Raw genomic sequence first — 14209 nt, 5'->3', positions numbered from 1 at the left:
GCGTACGGGGTTCGTACGCCGCACCCCGACGATGGCGCGGTGTGTTCGGACGGAGCAAGGAATCCCGGGCAGGTGTCATGGCCGCGCCACACTGTTGACCGCGCGTCAATCCGGCGTCACACACGGCAATGCGCGCTTCGCATGAGGTGCACGATTCCCGTGGGGCCTCGCCACACCCTCGCGGAGACACGCAGAGGACGTGAACTCCGCCTGCGTCAGGCCTGATTCACCGTGTCGTGTCCAGCCAGGGCCTGCGGCCCGGACCCGTCGGGTGGGTTCCTGTGACGCCCATGACGACCGAGTAGAGGCTGGTCTCCGCGGTGATGAAGAGGCGGTTGCGCTTCGCACCACCCCAGGAGATGTTGGCCACCGCCTCCGGGACCGCGAGCCGTCCGATCAGCGTGCCGTCCGGGTCGTAGCAGTGCACTCCGTCGTCCATGGCCGCGACCCAGAGCCGGCCGCCGTCGTCGAAGCGGAGGTTGTCGAAGCGGGCCGCCCCGCGGGCCCCGGCCTCCGCGAAGATCTCGCCGTCCGACAGTGTGCCGTCATCCCGTACGTCGAAGACCCGGACGAAGCCCGCCCGGGTGTCGGAGACGAACAGCCGCCGCTCGTCCGCCGAGAAGACCAGTCCGTTCGGCGCGCCGAAACAGTCGGCGACCAGGCGCACTTCGCCGGTGGACGGATCGACGCGGTAGACGTTGTTGGAGCCGATCTCGCTCTCCGCGCGGTAGCCCTCGTAGTCGCTGGTGATGCCGAAGTCCGGGTCGGAGAACCAGATCGAGCCGTCGGACTTCACCGTCGCGTCGTTCGGACTGTTCAGACGCCTGCCCTGCCAGCGGTCGGCCAGCACCGTCACCGTGCCGTCGTGTTCGGTCCGCGTCACCCGCCGGTTGCCCTGCTCGCAGGTGATGAGGCGGCCCTCGCGGTCCAGGGTGTTGCCGTTCGTGTGGCCCGCCGTGCGGCGGAAGACGCTCACCGCACCGGTCTCCTCGTCCCAGCGCATCAGCCGGTCGTTCGGGATGTCGCTCCAGATCAGCTGTCGCCAGGCGGGCACGTACACGGGGCCCTCCGCCCAGCGGCAGCCGGTGTACAGGACCTCCAGAGCGTCGTCGCCGTTCATGCACCGCCCCGCGCGGAACCGGTCGTCGAAGCTCTCGTACAGCCCGGGGTGCTCGCTGGTCATGGACATCCATCCCTTCGCCGGACACCGAACGCTTTCGGCGTCAGCCGAAGATTGCTGGACGGCGCAAGGCGAGATCAAGGGGATACCGCGTGGGCCGGAGGCGCTCTTCGAGCGGTCTGCCTCGTCCCTGTGCCGCCCGGCCCGACCTGTGCCGCCCGGCCCGACGATGTCGCGGAGACCTTGACCACATCGGACCGGCGCCGGGATGCCCGGGCGGCATCCGGATGTTGTCGACGGATGGCCCTGCCCCCACCCGATGAACAGGACTCGCAGTGACAGACGAGAATGCCCGCCGTGCAGCAGACGCCCTCTCGCGCCCGTTCGCGGTCCGCGGACTGACCTCCCGCAACCGGATCGCCATGGCGCCCATGACCCGGCAGTTCTCTCCGGACGGCGTTCCGGGCCAGGACGTGGCGGACTACTACGCCCGCCGGGCCGCGGGAGGCGTGGGCCTGATCATCACCGAGGGCACCTACGTCGACCACGCCTCCGCGGGCACCAGCGGCCGGATCCCGCTGTTCCACGGCGAGGACGCGTTCGCGGGCTGGTCGGGGGTCGTGGATTCCGTGCACCGGGAGGGCGGAGCGATCATTCCGCAGCTGTGGCACGTGGGTGTCACGCGCGCCGAGGGCGCCCCGCCCGTGGCGGAGGCGGAGCCGGTCGGCCCCTCGGGTGTGTCCCTGTCCGGCGAGCCCAAGGGCCGCGCGATGACGCAGAAGGACCTCGACGACGTCATCGCCGCGTTCGCGGACGCGGCCGCCGCCGCGGAGCGCCTCGGCTTCGACGGGGTGGAACTGCACGGGGCACACGGCTACCTGATCGACCAGTTCCTCTGGGAGGGCAGCAACCGCCGCACCGACGCCTACGGCGGCGGCATCGTCGCGCGCACCCGTTTCGCGGCGGAGATCGTGGCGGCCTGCCGCGCGGCCGTGTCCGACTCCTTCCCCCTCTTCTTCCGCATGTCCCAGTGGAAGATGGACGCCTACGAGGCGAAGCTCGCCCGGACGCCCGAGGAGCTGGACGCCCTCCTCACACCGCTGGCCGAGGCCGGCGTCGATGTCTTCCACGCGTCCACCCGCCGCTACTGGCTGCCGGAGTTCGACGACTCCGACCTGAACCTCGCCGGGTGGGTGAAGAAGATCAGCGGCAGGCCGACAATCACCGTCGGGTCGGTCGGCCTGGACGGTGACTTCTTCGGCGCCTTCCAGGGCAACAGCTCCTCGGTCACCGGCATCGGCCAACTGCTGGACCGGATGGAGCGCGACGAGTTCGACATGGTCGCCGTCGGCCGTGCGCTGATCGCCGACCCCGAGTGGGCCGCGAAGACCCTGCGCGGGCGTACGGAGGACATCACGCCGTTCGGTGCGGAGATGCTCAAGTCCCTGCGCTGACCGGGCTCCTGCCCGTGGAAGCGGAGACCCGGCCGCGGATGTTCACGTCACCCGCCGTCGGCTCCCCTCACGTCACCCGCCGTCGGTCTCCACGGAGCCGGTGAGGCGGAAGGCGCCCCCGGTGTCGAGGCCGAGGCGGGCTGACCAGGCCAGGGCCTCGTCGAGGGTGGAGTCGGTGTCGGTCATGCAGGCAGCGGCCAGGGCCGGCGGCGCGCCGCCCTCGTTCAGCAGCGTGTCCCACTGGCGTCGGGTGAGCGAGAGATAGCGGAGCCCGTCGAGCTCGGACAGGACGGCCAGGTCGGCGGCTTCGGCCTCCGAGAGGTCGAGACCGTGCAGACGGGGGACGGTGCGCAGCGGGGTGAGATCGGCCGGGGCGGTCGTGGCGAGGTCGAGGGACGCGAGGTGGGGGTGGCCTGCGAGGGGGGACAGACCACCGCCGTCGAGGGTGACGCGCAGTGATTCGACCGGCAGTTCGCCTGCCGGCGTCAGGTCCGCCGTGGTGGAGCGGTTGAGGTGGATGCGGCGCAGGCTGTGGGCCGCGGTGAGCGGGGTGAGGTCGACGGGGCCGGTGGCGTCGTTGATGTGGATGGCCTGGAGGGCGTCCGGGACCTCGTCGGGAATGCCGCCGATGATCTCCCGGCGCGCCCGGGCGCGGCCGGGTCCGCGCAGCCAGACGTAGTCGTCCTCCTTCTCGTACGCGCCCTGGTCGAGGAGCTCCAGGTGGTGGCCCAGGAGCGAGGTGACCGAGTCGGCGACGTAGGCGGGCCCCCTGGCGTAGTCACGGCCGGTGCGGATGATCTGGCCCGGCCGGCCGTCGCGGGCGGGGGCCGTGTCGACGGCCAGGTAGTTGCCGTCCTCACCGGAGGCGAAGCGCAGCCAGCCGGGGTGCCCTCCGCAGCGGCGTACCGTCTCGGCGGGGTCGGCGTCGAAGATCACGGCGTCCCACTCCAGACCCCAGCCGGACCAGGGCTGCTCGGCGGCTCCGTAGCCGGTGCTCGCCGTGACGAGGTGTTCCAGCGAGAGCCATGTGTTGCCCTGGAACAGGTAGCGGGGTTCGAGGTCGGCGCAGTCGCCGTCGGCGAGCATGTACAGCGCCCGCAGGTCGGCGGGCAGGCGGTGGCCGAGACGGCGTTCGGCCTCGTCGACCGCGGCCGGGGTGGCGGGCGGGGGCAGCTTCTCGGGGCGTCCCAGGATGGCGGCGCGCCGCTCCATGTAGGTGCGGAACCGGGCCACGGCCAGCTCCGGGTCGCCCGCCGGTCCGGCGGTGCCGGGCTCCTGCCGCATCCCGGGCCGGGAGATGCGGTGGGCGGGGTCCAGAACCACGCGGAAACCCTTGCCCGTCCCGCTCACCCGGTGGACGGCGTCCTCGAACACGACGAGCCGGTACTCCCCCGACGGCTGGGTCCGGATCTCGATGCTGAGGGCCTCCCAGCCGCGGTCCTGGCGCAACGCCCCTGTCAGAGCTTCGAGTTCGGTCCAGAGCCGTGGGAGCCCGTTGCTCCAGGGGCCGTCCCCGCAGAGGTAGCCGCCGCTCAGCGAGGTGCTGCCCCGGTCGCTCCGGCAGTGCAGCACCGCCTGGGTCCAGCCGCCGGGCGCCTTCGCCGCGATCGCCTCGACGACCGGTCGTACCGCCTGCTCCACCATGCTCCGCTCCCCTGTCGTCCACCGACTGCCCTCGCCGGTTCCGGCGATCATGCCAGCCCTCACCGACAGGGCGTCCTGGTGGACCCGCTGCCCCGATCCGACCGGGATCTCGCGCCGACTCAGCCGCACCGCTGTGGTGTTGGGCCCGGAGGCCGCTTCGGCGGGGGCGGGCCCGGGCGGCCACGACGTCAGCGGCTGAGCGCCTCGGCCCGGCGTGCCAGGGCTTCGCTCGTCGGGCCGAGGTCGAGTGAAGCCTCAGCGCAGGAGGCGCAGAGGGACGGCCCGGGCCATCGCCTCGGCCCCGGTGTCGTTGGGGTGGAGGTGGTCGCCGCTGTCGTAGCGGGCGAGCAGGCGCTGCGGATCGGACGGGTCGCGCAGTGCCTTGTCGAAGTCGATCACCGCGTCGTACTCCCCTCCGGTGCGGATCCAGTGGTTGAGGGCCTGGCGGGCCGCCTCGTTCTCCGGGGTGTAGAAGCCCAGGGTGTCGTCCTTGAACGGCAGGATCGTCCCGCCGTACGCCTTGAGACCCCGGTCGTGGGCGCGGGCGATGATCTGGCGGTGTGCCTCGACGAGGTCGGCAGCCGTGACCCGTTCCGACTCCGGGGCGACGGTGCCGGGGTGGCCGAGGTCGTTCACACCGAGGAGCACGATGAGGTGTTCCGCCCCGGGCTGGGAGGCGACGTCGCGGTCGAAGCGGCGCAGGGCGCTCTGGCCGAAGTACGCCGCGAAGTTCTCCGCGTCCGATCCGGCGGGCGGGTTGGGGTCGTGCAGGAGGCGGTTCCCGCTGATGCCCTCGTTGAGCACGCCCACGGCGTTCGGCCCGGCGGAGGCGCGCAGCCGCCCGGCGAGGAGGTCCGGCCAGCGGTGGTTGGCGCCGACGTCCGTGTCGGAGCCGTCGGTGATGGAGTCGCCGAACGTGACGACGGCCGAGGAGGACCGGTCGGTGCTCACGCTCACGCCGGTCAGGAAGTACCAGCGGTCGATCGTCGCGGTCGGCTCGATGTCGGGACGGCCGGTGACGTTCCCCGCGGCCACGTAGTTGTGCTGCAGGGCGAACGCGTGGAGCGTCGAGCCCGGGGTGGGCTCCGGCAGGTGGATGCTCACCACGAGATCCGCCCCGGCGGGCACCTTCAGGGAGACAGGGTCGCTGAGGAGCGGGGCGCCCGCGGGGACGGTCACGGAGGTGCGGCCGCCGAAGGTGAGCGGCCGGTCGGTACGCGGGTCGATCCGGGAGGAGGGCCCCCCGGCGGCCGGACGGGCGACCCGGGCCTCGCCGATGACCAGGGGCACGCTGCCGAATTCGTTCGACAGCCGGATGCGGATCCGGTCGCCGCCGATGCTGGTGTGGACGGTCTGGCGGATCGTCTCGTTCCGGAACGCCGTGGTGTCCGAGGCAGGGGTCGCCGTGGGTGTGGTGGCCCATGTCCCGGTCCAGGCAAGAGGGTCGGCGCCATGGTCGGGCGCGGGCCCGGCGGAGGCGGCCGGAGCCGCCGCGGCCGCCAGGAGCAGGGCCCCGGCCAGCGCGGACGCCCAATGGCGGGCGGCCCGTCGTACCCGTAAGCCGACGGGGCGGGCGGGCCCTGAGGTCGCCGGGAGTTTCGCGGAATGCGGTCTCATAGGGGTGTGGCTCCTGGGCCGGAGGGACGGTTTGTCACGCATCGCGGGTCCGAAAGTTTCGCCCCGTCTTGCGATCGGGCGAGCAGACGGTATGGACGCCGGCAGCCCCGCGTCAAGACGGCCTCCCGTCCCGGCACAAGTCACCCCCGCCAAAACTCATGGCCGCCCGGACCGGTCCCGGTGTACAGTTTTTGAGTCCTGTTGTCTCCGATAGAGGTGGACGTTGCGCATCTGAGGTCCGCGATCATCGCGCGGTACGGCCCCTGCCGTAGCCCGTCACGCCCTGTCGGCTTTCCTGCCGCCCCGTGACCCACCGCGTGGATGCGACCTCGGTGCATGAGCCGTCCCCCGTATGTCCGGAGGACCGCACCTCTCCCTCTCCCGGCCGGTCGCCGCGTGGTGCTCGCACACGAAGCCCCTGTTCACAAGCTTGCGACTGCGAGGACCACATGTCCCACCCCATCACGCCCGCCGCCTCCCTCAGCTGCTCCGCCCTGTCCTTCCGGTGGCCGGACGGCACGGAGGTCTTCGACGGGCTGTCCCTCAGCATCGGCCGGGGCCGCACCGGGCTCGTCGGGACCAACGGATCGGGCAAGTCCACCCTGCTGCGGCTGCTGGCCGGTCGGCTGAAGCCCTCCGCGGGCTCGGTGACCGTCGGCGGGCACCTCGCCCACCTCCCGCAGAACCTCACCCTCGACACGGACCTCCGCGTCGAGGACGCCCTCGGCATCACCGAGCGGCGTACGGCGCTGCGCGCCATCGAGGCCGGCGACGTCGCCGAGGAGCACTTCGAGACGGTCGGCGACGACTGGGACGTCGAGGAGCGGGCCCTGGCGACCCTGGGATCGCTCGGCCTCGGCGACATCGGTCTCGACCGCACCGTGGGACAGCTGTCCGGCGGTGAGACCGTGCTGCTGCGGCTCGCGGCGCTGCTGCTGGAGCGCCCCGACGTCCTGCTGCTCGACGAGCCGACGAACAACCTCGACGTTTTCGCGCGCCGCCGGCTTTACGAAGCCGTCGAGTCCTGGCGCTCCGGCGTGCTCGTCGTGGTCAGCCACGACCTCGACCTGCTGGAACGGGTGGACCGCATCGCCGACCTGCGCGCCGGTTCGGTGAGTTGGTACGGCGGCGGCTGGTCGGCCTACGAGGAGGCGCTGGCCACCCAGCAGGAAGCGGCCGGACGCATGGTGCGGGCCGCCGAGTCCGACGTACGCCGTCAGAAGCGCGAGCTGGAGGAGGCCCAGATCAAGGTGGCCCGCCGCCAGCGGCACAACAAGAAGATGGATGCCCAGCGGCGTGCGCCGAGGATCGTCGCGGGCGCGCACAAGAGGTCCTCCCAGGAGGCGGCCGGCAAGCTCCGCGGCCTGCACGAGGACCGGCTCCAGGAGGCGAGGGAGCGGCTCGACACGGCTTCGGAGGCGATCCGTGACGACGCCGAGATCCGGGTGCGGCTCCCTCACACCGCCGTCCCGGCGGGCCGTACGGTCCTGAGCGTGCAAGGGCTCCACCCTCGCTTCGGCACCCTGCGCGACGGCGCACTGCATGTCCAGGGCCCCGAACGCATCGCGCTCATCGGCCGTAACGGAGCGGGCAAGACCACGTTGCTTCGCACCCTCACCGGAGAGCTCGCGCCTGCGTGCGGCGAGGCCAGGACCCACGTGCCGCTGCGTTTCCTGCCACAGCGGCTCGACGTGCTCGACGACGAGCTGAGCGTCGCCGCGAACGTGGCCCGCATGGCGCCCGGGACCACCGACAACGAGATCCGCTCCCAGCTCGCCCGCTTCCTGTTCAAGGGAGCACGCGCCGAGCAGCCGGCGGGCACACTCTCCGGCGGCGAACGCTTCCGCGCCGCCCTCGCCGCGACGATGCTCGCCACACCGGCCCCGCAGCTGCTGATGCTGGACGAGCCGACCAACAATCTGGACCTGGCCAGCGTGCGGCAGCTGACGAGCGCGCTCGAGTCCTACGAGGGCGCGCTGATGATCGCCGGCCACGACCTGGCGTTCCTCGAGTCGGTCGGGATCACCCGCTGGCTGCTCGTGGGGGAGGAGCTCACGGAGCTGAGTGCCGAGGAGGTCCGCGAGCTGCTCGGCGCACCCGACGCGATCGGGTGACCGGTGGTGTACTGGAAGGGTGCGGGCCGCGCTCCAGGGCCCGCCCCCGGTACCACCGGCTAGTGATCCGGATCCCCGCCATGCGCCGTCCCCATGGACTCCGAGTCGTTCCCCGGGCCCTCGCGGGCGCGGGGGTCGTCCTGCTGGCGGCCGGCGGTACGGCCGCGGTGGCCGCCACCACCGGGCCTCCCCCGGTCGCCCCGGCAGCCGCATCGGCCTACGCGGGCCCCTCCGCCGGGCCTCCGTCCGACCGGACCGACCCGCGTACGGAGACCGCCGAGCTCACCATTCCGTCGATCGGCCTGACGGACCTGCGCGTGGTCCCGTACGAGGGGACGACGGACGACGGGCCGGGGACCCGGGTCCAGGACCGCGGTGTGGCCGCCAGCCCGTACGGCGAGAACGGCGGCGTGGGGCCGGGCGAGATCGGGAACTACCTCGTTACGGCCCACCGGCTCTCCGCCGGAGGCCCGCTCCGCGACCTGCCGTCACTGGACAAGGGCGACAAGGTCTTCGTGACGGAGGGCGGCACGGTGTACGAGTACCGGATCACCGAGACCCGGCAGACGTCCTTCCGGTCCGAGCGCTCGCTCGCCGAACAGCGGGCCGAGGTGCCGGGGGAGCCGGGTGAGAGGCCGACCCGGGCGATGATCACTCTCTCCACCTGCGCCACTCCGGAGGACGACGCGGCCGGGAACTTCTGGCGCGACGCCCACCACAATCCGGAGCACCGCATCGACAAGATCGGCGTGCTGGTGTCCTCCCGGCCCACATGAACCGGCTGTCCGGGAAGGGACGTTCACGAACCTCCGGGCATGTCGGTCGGCAGCTCCAGCCACCGTGCCGTACCCGGATCGACGACGTAGGCGCTGCCGTCCAGCCTGACCCGTACGCCCGGCCGTTCCGAGTCCGGCACGGCGATCCGCAGTCGCTCGGCGCGGAGGCGGAGGTCCACGTCCCAGTGCCGTCGGAAGCGCAGACGCATCCGGAACTTGGAGAGCTGCGGCAGCGTGGCCGGAGCGAGCCACAGGGCGTCGTCGCGCGTCTCCAGTCCCGTCATCCCACGCTGCACGAAGTCGAGGGTGCCCGCCATCGCCCCCAGGTGGATGCCCTCCTCCGTCGTACCGCCCTGGATGTCGGCCACGTCGCCGATCAGCGCCTCCTCGCAGTACGCCCAGGCGTCGTCGCGGTGGACCCTCGCCAGCACCCAGGCGTGGACGAGGGAACTGAGGGTGGAGCCGTGGCTCGTCCGCCTCACGTAGTAGTCGACGGTGGCCCTCCAGACCTCGTCGTCGAGCCCGTGGCCGAGCCGCCGGAACAGCGCGGCGAGTTCCTTGGGTGAGAAGAGGTAGCCGAGCATCAGCACATCGGCCTGCTTGGACGCCTGGTAGCGGTTGACCGTGTCGCCCTCCGCCTCAAGGATCCGGTCGAGGCGCCGGATGTCCCCGTACCGCTCCCGGTACCCCTCCCAGTCCAGCTCCTCCAGGTCTCCGTAGCCGGCGAACTGGCTGATGACGCCCTGGTGGTGGGGCACGTACAGCCGGCGGGAGATGTCGTCCCAGCGGTCCATCTCCGCCGGGTCCATCCGGATCAGGTCGAGGAGCTGCCGGCACCGGCTCGCGGGCAGATCACGGCAGAGCTCGCCGGCCCGTGCCAGCACCCAGGCCGCCGTCACGTTCGTGTACGTGTTGTCGTCGAGCCCCGCGGCATCGGAATCCGGGTAGGCGTCGTGGTACTCGTCGGGCCCGACGACTCCTCGGATGCGGTAACGCCCGAGGGCGTCGTCCCACTCGGCACTGTCCGCCCAGAAGCGGGCGATCTGCATCAGCATCTCGGCACCCTTGGAGTAGAGGTACTCCGTGTCGCCGGTGGCCTGGCAGTACTGCCACACGTTGTACGCCACCGCCGAGCCGACATGGTGCTGCAACCGTGAACGGTCGGGCAGCCAGCGACCCGACCGTGGATTGAGATGGACCTCCTGCGTCTCCTCGCGCCCCTCGTCGGCGCTCTGCCACGGGTACATCGCCCCCGCCCTGCCCGCCGCACGCGCCGCGGCGCAGGCCGCGGGGAGCCGCCGGTGGCGGTAGTCGAGCAACCCCCTGGAGATCTCGGGGAGATGCATGTTCAGAAAGGGCAGGACGAAGAGCTCGTCCCAGAAGACATGCCCGCGATAGGCCTCGCCGTGCAGCCCTCTGGCCGGAACCCCGACATCGAGTTCCGCGGTGTGCGGGGAGAGGGTCTGGAGCACGTGGAAGAGGTGCAGCCGCAGGATGCGTCCGGGCTCGCCCGGCACCTCCAGCTTCACCTGCTGCCACAGATCCGCCCAGGCCCGGCGGTGCGAGGTCCGCAGCCGGGCGTATACCGGAGCCGCACCCACCGCGGACACCGCGGCCCGCAGCGGACTGCCGATCGCGGGGTCCCGGGAGGTGTAGAGGCCGACCGTCTTCTCGACGACGGCATCGGAGTCCGGGGCCAGCGGGAGCAGCAGCGTCTGGTGGACCGCGCGTGGCTCCTGCCGGGGTTCGGCCCGGTGGTCGCCGTTCCGTTCCGGGCCGCAGGAGGCCACGGTGCGGGCGGCCAGGGCGATGCCGATGTCCGATTCCACCGTGCGGCAGCGCAGCCACACCATGGAGCCCGGCTCCGTGCCGGTCTCCCAGCCGGTGAGATGGCGGTCGGCCAGTTCCCGGTAGCGCGCGACACCGCTGTTGCGGACGTCACCGTCGATCCCGGCCTCCACCTCCAGGTCGCCCGACCATCCCTCGGCGGTGAACACCGTGTGCAGCGCCGCGAGATGGGGGTCACCCATGTGCACGAGACGCTCCTGTTCCACCGTCAGCCTGCGGCCCGCCTCGTCCTCGTACACCGAGCGGCGGGTCAGTGTCCCGCCGCGCAGGTCGAGCGACTGCCGGTGGTCCACGAGGTAGGCGTGGTCGGGGGTCAGCCACGGACCGGGGCCGGCGCCGGCCCCGGCGGGATGGATGCGGTAGCGCAGCGGCAGCCAGTCCGGAAGGTTGACCATGTCCTCGTTCTCGACCTGGCGTCCCTGCACGGAAGAGGTCAGCCGGTTGTAGCAGCCGGCCACATACGTACCCGGGTAGTGCGTCCCGCCCGCGGGTGTCTCAGGCGCGGCTCCCCGGGTGGCGAAGTAGCCGTTGCCGAGGGTGCACAGCGCCTCGCGCAGGCGCTCCTTCTCCGGCTCGTACCCCTCGTACGCCCAGGTCCAGCCGCGCGCCATCAGTCCTCCCCGGTGATCAGCAGGTCCCCCGGATCGGCCACCACGAGGTCCGCGCCGTGACGGCGAAGGTCGCCGGCTCCCTCGGGGCTGTCCGACCGGTCCACCCCGACGACCAGCCCGAAGCCGCCCCGCCGGCCCGCTTCCACTCCGGCCAGCGCGTCCTCCACGACGGCGGTCTCCCCGACCGGGACCCCCAGGCGCCGCGCCGCCTCGGTGAACAGGGCAGGGTCCGGCTTTCCGGGCAGCTCCAGGCGCCGCGCCTCGTTGCCGTCGACCACCGCCGTGAACAGGTCCAGGAGACCGGCACCGGCCAGCAGCTCGGTCGCGTGCCGGGACGCGGACGCGGCCGCGAGCGGTACGCGCGCGTCGTGCAGCACGTGCAGGAGACGGACCGTTCCCGGCCAGACCGCGATGGGGTGGGTACGCAGGTTCCGGGTGAACGCCTCGTCCTTGCGGGCGGCGACGGCCCACACCGTCCCGGTGCCCGGGGGGTCGTCGGGGCTTCCCTCGGGGATGCCGAGGCCCCTGGACGCGAGGAAGGCGGCGGCACCGTCCCTGCGCGACTTGCCGTCGACGTGGCGCCGGTAGTCCTCCGCCTCGTCGAAGGGCGGCTGGTCCTCGTAGGAGGCCAGGCAGGCGTCGAACGCATGTTTCCAGGCCGCGGCGTGCGCCGGAGCGGAGTCGGTGATCACACCGTCCGTGTCGAAGACGACGGCGTGCACGGAGAGCAGGACTGCGGCCGGTGACGGTGCGCGTGCCATGACCGGGTGGTCCCTTCGTCGACGCGTTCCCCTGTTCCATGGCACCAGGTTCCGGCCCGGGCCGCCCCTCGTGGCTTCCGGAGCGGGGTCCGGCGCTCGGGACAGGATCCGGAACAAGCCCTGGCAAAAAGTCGGAAAAGTTTCTTGATGTCCCCTTCGGTACTACCGTAAAAGCATGGCCAGAACCGAGCGTCAGACCGACAGGCAGGCGGAGCGCGTGTGTCCGGCCTGCAAGCAACCCGTCGCGATCGTGCTGGCGCGGCACAAGACCCTCGGCATCTTCGTCCCCCACTGGGGCCCCGGGCCGTGCCACAACCCCGAGTGCCGCAGCTACGAGGCCGAGTCCGGGGAGGTGTCCGACGCCGCCCGTGGCGTGGGCTCCGTCAGCCGGTGAGGAGCGTCCGGGCTCGACACCATGGCCGGTCCGGCCGCGGTCGAACGCGGGGTCGACGACCGGGTGTCCTTCCTGGACTCCTCCCGCCGCCGGGAGGCCACCGTTCCGCCGGCACCGAATAGCCTTCACGTCCGGCTCCTGCACTCTGTGGTCGGGGTGTTGTTCGTCGAGGCCCGCACCCTCATTCCCGAGGGGGGCCTCCGGATTCGCCAGGGAAGCCGCGGGGGCATTGCGCGAGCTCATGAAGGACCGCCGTGACTACGTCGTCGTTTTCGCGGCCGGTCACCCGGGAGATGCCGCACTCCTGGACTACGGCGCTGAGGACGATCCCGCACTGCCGGGTCGCTCGATCACCGTGGTCGTCACGGTTCAGGCGTTCAGGCTGAGGCGCTGACCGGGGAAGATGAGGTGCGGCCCCTGGTCCAGGACTTCACGGTTCACCTCGTACAGCGCCTGCCAGCCGCCTGACACGTCCGCGCGCTCGGCGATCGACGAAAGGCAGTCGCCCGACTCGACGACGTACGTCTCCTCGTCGACGAGGTCCTCGGAGTGGTGCGCCACGCCGCTGTCGTTGCCTGCGGAGCTGTCGTCCCCGGCGTCGTTCGTGCTGCCCGCCGAGTTGCCGGACGAGGAACTGCCGGACGACGAGCTGTGGGACGACGAGTTGCCGGATGCCGAGCTGCCGGACGAGCCACTGTTCGAACTGCCGGTCGACTGCCGCTCAGGAGCCGTCTGCGCCGTGTCACTCCGGTCCGCTCCGTCGGACGAGGAGGACGAGGAGGACGAGCCGGACGAGGAGCTCGACGTACCGTTCGCGCCGAGGCGTCCACACGTCGGCCAGGCACCCATTCCCTGCGAGCGGGCGACGCGTTCACCGACGGCGATCTGCTCGGACCGGGTGGCGAGGTCGGCACGGGGTGCGTACTTCCCGCCGCCGTAGGCCCGCCAGGTGGAGGGGGCGAACTGCAGTCCGCCGTGGTAGCCGTTACCGGTGTTGATGTTCCAGCGGCCGTTGCTCTCGCACTCGGCGACGCGGTCCCAGTCCGTGCCCGTCCTTCCCGCCGTGACGGTCGGCGCGATGACGGCCCGGGCGGGGGCTGCCTGGGCCGGTACCGCCTGGGCGGGGGCCTTGGCGGATGCCTGGGCCGGGGCGTCCGCGGCACTGCGGCCGGCGAGGCCGAGCACGCTCAGGAGGACGAGCAGAAGGGCGAGCACCGATTCGACGGGCCGCTTGGCGAGGGGTGATGCCGGCATGACGGTATTTCCTCCGCTGTGCTCCGGATGGTGTGCAAGGGCACGAACAGATAAGCCGCCGATATTCTTTTATCTGGACTTTGACGCGTTCAACGTCCGCACATTCACTCGGGTGGAGGGCCTCCCATGGCACTGTTCGGTAACGCGCACACCGTCGATCCGGCTGCCGCGCAGCGTGACTACGCACGGCTTCTCGGGCAGGGCGAGCAGGTGCACGCCGCGTATCTGCTGATCCGCGACACGATCCTCTTCACCGACCGCAGGCTCGTCCTCATCGACAAACAGGGGATCACTGGCAAGAAGGTGGAGTACCACTCCGTTCCGTACCGGAGCATCACGCACTTCGCGGTGGAGACGGCGGGGACCTTCGATCTGGACGCCGAGCTAAAGATCTGGGTCTCCGGCTCCGCCACCCCGATCCAGAAGACGTTCACCAAGGGCGTCGACATCTACGAGGTGCAGGCCGTCCTCACGCAGTACGTCGCGCGGTAGGCGCCGTGGGACCAGCCAGGGCCTTTCGTTCGGATCAGGCCGGCCGGCCGGATACGAACGGGGGTCGCTTTCGGTTCTTGTGCCGATGTGGTGGCATCTCGTGCCGGATCGCGGGGGGTTGGGG

General features: G+C 71.6%; 12 protein-coding genes. 6 read left to right on the top strand and 6 right to left on the bottom strand.

Annotated features, from left to right (window positions below; translation table 11 throughout):
• Window positions 1-226: 226 nt before the first annotated feature.
• Entirely contained in the window at window positions 227-1183 is a 957-nt protein-coding gene (locus ACFWFI_RS31360; protein WP_387396722.1) for an SMP-30/gluconolactonase/LRE family protein, read from the bottom strand.
• A 272-nt stretch (window positions 1184-1455) separates the two neighbouring features.
• On the opposite strand from ACFWFI_RS31360, the gene ACFWFI_RS31355 reads away from it, so the two are divergent.
• Complete coding sequence (locus ACFWFI_RS31355; protein ID WP_387396719.1) at window positions 1456-2574, top strand: NADH:flavin oxidoreductase; 1119 nt, start codon at window positions 1456-1458, stop codon at window positions 2572-2574.
• Between the two features lie 72 nt (window positions 2575-2646).
• Here ACFWFI_RS31355 and ACFWFI_RS31350 read toward each other — a convergent pair whose 3' ends face one another.
• Window positions 2647-4218, bottom strand: coding sequence for an SMI1/KNR4 family protein (locus ACFWFI_RS31350; RefSeq protein ID WP_387396716.1), 1572 nt, complete (start codon window positions 4216-4218; stop codon window positions 2647-2649).
• 255 nt (window positions 4219-4473) lie between these two features.
• A complete protein-coding gene (locus ACFWFI_RS31345) occupies window positions 4474-5835 on the bottom strand; it encodes an SGNH/GDSL hydrolase family protein (protein WP_387396714.1) in 1362 nt (453 codons plus the stop codon).
• A 449-nt stretch (window positions 5836-6284) separates the two neighbouring features.
• On the opposite strand from ACFWFI_RS31345, the gene ACFWFI_RS31340 reads away from it, so the two are divergent.
• Both ACFWFI_RS31340 and ACFWFI_RS31335 read left to right on the top strand, forming a co-directional pair.
• A complete protein-coding gene (locus ACFWFI_RS31340; RefSeq protein ID WP_387396711.1) occupies window positions 6285-7949 on the top strand; it encodes an ABC-F family ATP-binding cassette domain-containing protein in 1665 nt (554 codons plus the stop codon).
• Between the two features lie 80 nt (window positions 7950-8029).
• Complete coding sequence (locus ACFWFI_RS31335) at window positions 8030-8725, top strand: class E sortase (protein ID WP_387396708.1); 696 nt, start codon at window positions 8030-8032, stop codon at window positions 8723-8725.
• Between the two features lie 23 nt (window positions 8726-8748).
• Here ACFWFI_RS31335 and ACFWFI_RS31330 read toward each other — a convergent pair whose 3' ends face one another.
• Both ACFWFI_RS31330 and ACFWFI_RS31325 read right to left on the bottom strand, forming a co-directional pair.
• Entirely contained in the window at window positions 8749-11184 is a 2436-nt protein-coding gene (locus tag ACFWFI_RS31330; RefSeq protein WP_387396706.1) for a glycoside hydrolase family 65 protein, read from the bottom strand.
• Window positions 11184-11945: an HAD family hydrolase gene (locus ACFWFI_RS31325; RefSeq protein WP_387396705.1), complete on the bottom strand. Its 762-nt coding sequence runs from the start codon at window positions 11943-11945 to the stop codon at window positions 11184-11186. Before ACFWFI_RS31325 ends, ACFWFI_RS31330 begins: the two co-directional genes overlap by 1 nt.
• A gap of 175 nt (window positions 11946-12120) precedes the next feature.
• Between ACFWFI_RS31325 and ACFWFI_RS31320 the strand changes: the two genes are divergently transcribed.
• Window positions 12121-12339, top strand: a complete 219-nt coding sequence (locus tag ACFWFI_RS31320) for a hypothetical protein (protein WP_387396703.1) — start codon at window positions 12121-12123, stop codon at window positions 12337-12339.
• 229 nt (window positions 12340-12568) lie between these two features.
• Window positions 12569-12733, top strand: coding sequence for a hypothetical protein (locus ACFWFI_RS31315; protein ID WP_387396701.1), 165 nt, complete (start codon window positions 12569-12571; stop codon window positions 12731-12733).
• On the opposite strand, the gene ACFWFI_RS31310 is transcribed toward ACFWFI_RS31315, so the two are convergent.
• Complete coding sequence (locus ACFWFI_RS31310; protein WP_387396699.1) at window positions 12709-13593, bottom strand: transglycosylase family protein; 885 nt, start codon at window positions 13591-13593, stop codon at window positions 12709-12711. The two genes, ACFWFI_RS31315 and ACFWFI_RS31310, sit on opposite strands and share 25 nt — an antisense overlap.
• A 126-nt stretch (window positions 13594-13719) precedes the next feature.
• On the opposite strand from ACFWFI_RS31310, the gene ACFWFI_RS31305 reads away from it, so the two are divergent.
• On the top strand, window positions 13720-14085 hold the full coding sequence (locus ACFWFI_RS31305) for a PH domain-containing protein (protein ID WP_104787217.1): 366 nt from the start codon (window positions 13720-13722) through the stop codon (window positions 14083-14085).
• Window positions 14086-14209: the final 124 nt, after the last annotated feature.

This window comes from Streptomyces sp. NPDC060209 (assembly GCF_042728155.1).
GTDB lineage: Bacteria > Actinomycetota > Actinomycetes > Streptomycetales > Streptomycetaceae > Streptomyces.
This window is presented reverse-complemented; position numbering and strand designations above follow the sequence as displayed.

What these genes read in the sequence shown, in the direction of transcription:
- ACFWFI_RS31360 (WP_387396722.1), bottom strand. Translation starts at nt 1,183, where the DNA reads ATGACCAGCGAGCACCCCGGGCTGTACGAGAGCTTCGACGACCGGTTC.
- ACFWFI_RS31350 (WP_387396716.1), bottom strand. Translation starts at nt 4,218, where the DNA reads ATGGTGGAGCAGGCGGTACGACCGGTCGTCGAGGCGATCGCGGCGAAG.
- ACFWFI_RS31345 (WP_387396714.1), bottom strand. Translation starts at nt 5,835, where the DNA reads ATGAGACCGCATTCCGCGAAACTCCCGGCGACCTCAGGGCCCGCCCGC.
- ACFWFI_RS31340 (WP_387396711.1), top strand. Translation starts at nt 6,285, where the DNA reads ATGTCCCACCCCATCACGCCCGCCGCCTCCCTCAGCTGCTCCGCCCTG.
- ACFWFI_RS31335 (WP_387396708.1), top strand. Translation starts at nt 8,030, where the DNA reads ATGCGCCGTCCCCATGGACTCCGAGTCGTTCCCCGGGCCCTCGCGGGC.
- ACFWFI_RS31330 (WP_387396706.1), bottom strand. Translation starts at nt 11,184, where the DNA reads ATGGCGCGCGGCTGGACCTGGGCGTACGAGGGGTACGAGCCGGAGAAG.
- ACFWFI_RS31325 (WP_387396705.1), bottom strand. Translation starts at nt 11,945, where the DNA reads ATGGCACGCGCACCGTCACCGGCCGCAGTCCTGCTCTCCGTGCACGCC.
- ACFWFI_RS31320 (WP_387396703.1), top strand. Translation starts at nt 12,121, where the DNA reads ATGGCCAGAACCGAGCGTCAGACCGACAGGCAGGCGGAGCGCGTGTGT.
- ACFWFI_RS31310 (WP_387396699.1), bottom strand. Translation starts at nt 13,593, where the DNA reads ATGCCGGCATCACCCCTCGCCAAGCGGCCCGTCGAATCGGTGCTCGCC.
- ACFWFI_RS31305 (WP_104787217.1), top strand. Translation starts at nt 13,720, where the DNA reads ATGGCACTGTTCGGTAACGCGCACACCGTCGATCCGGCTGCCGCGCAG.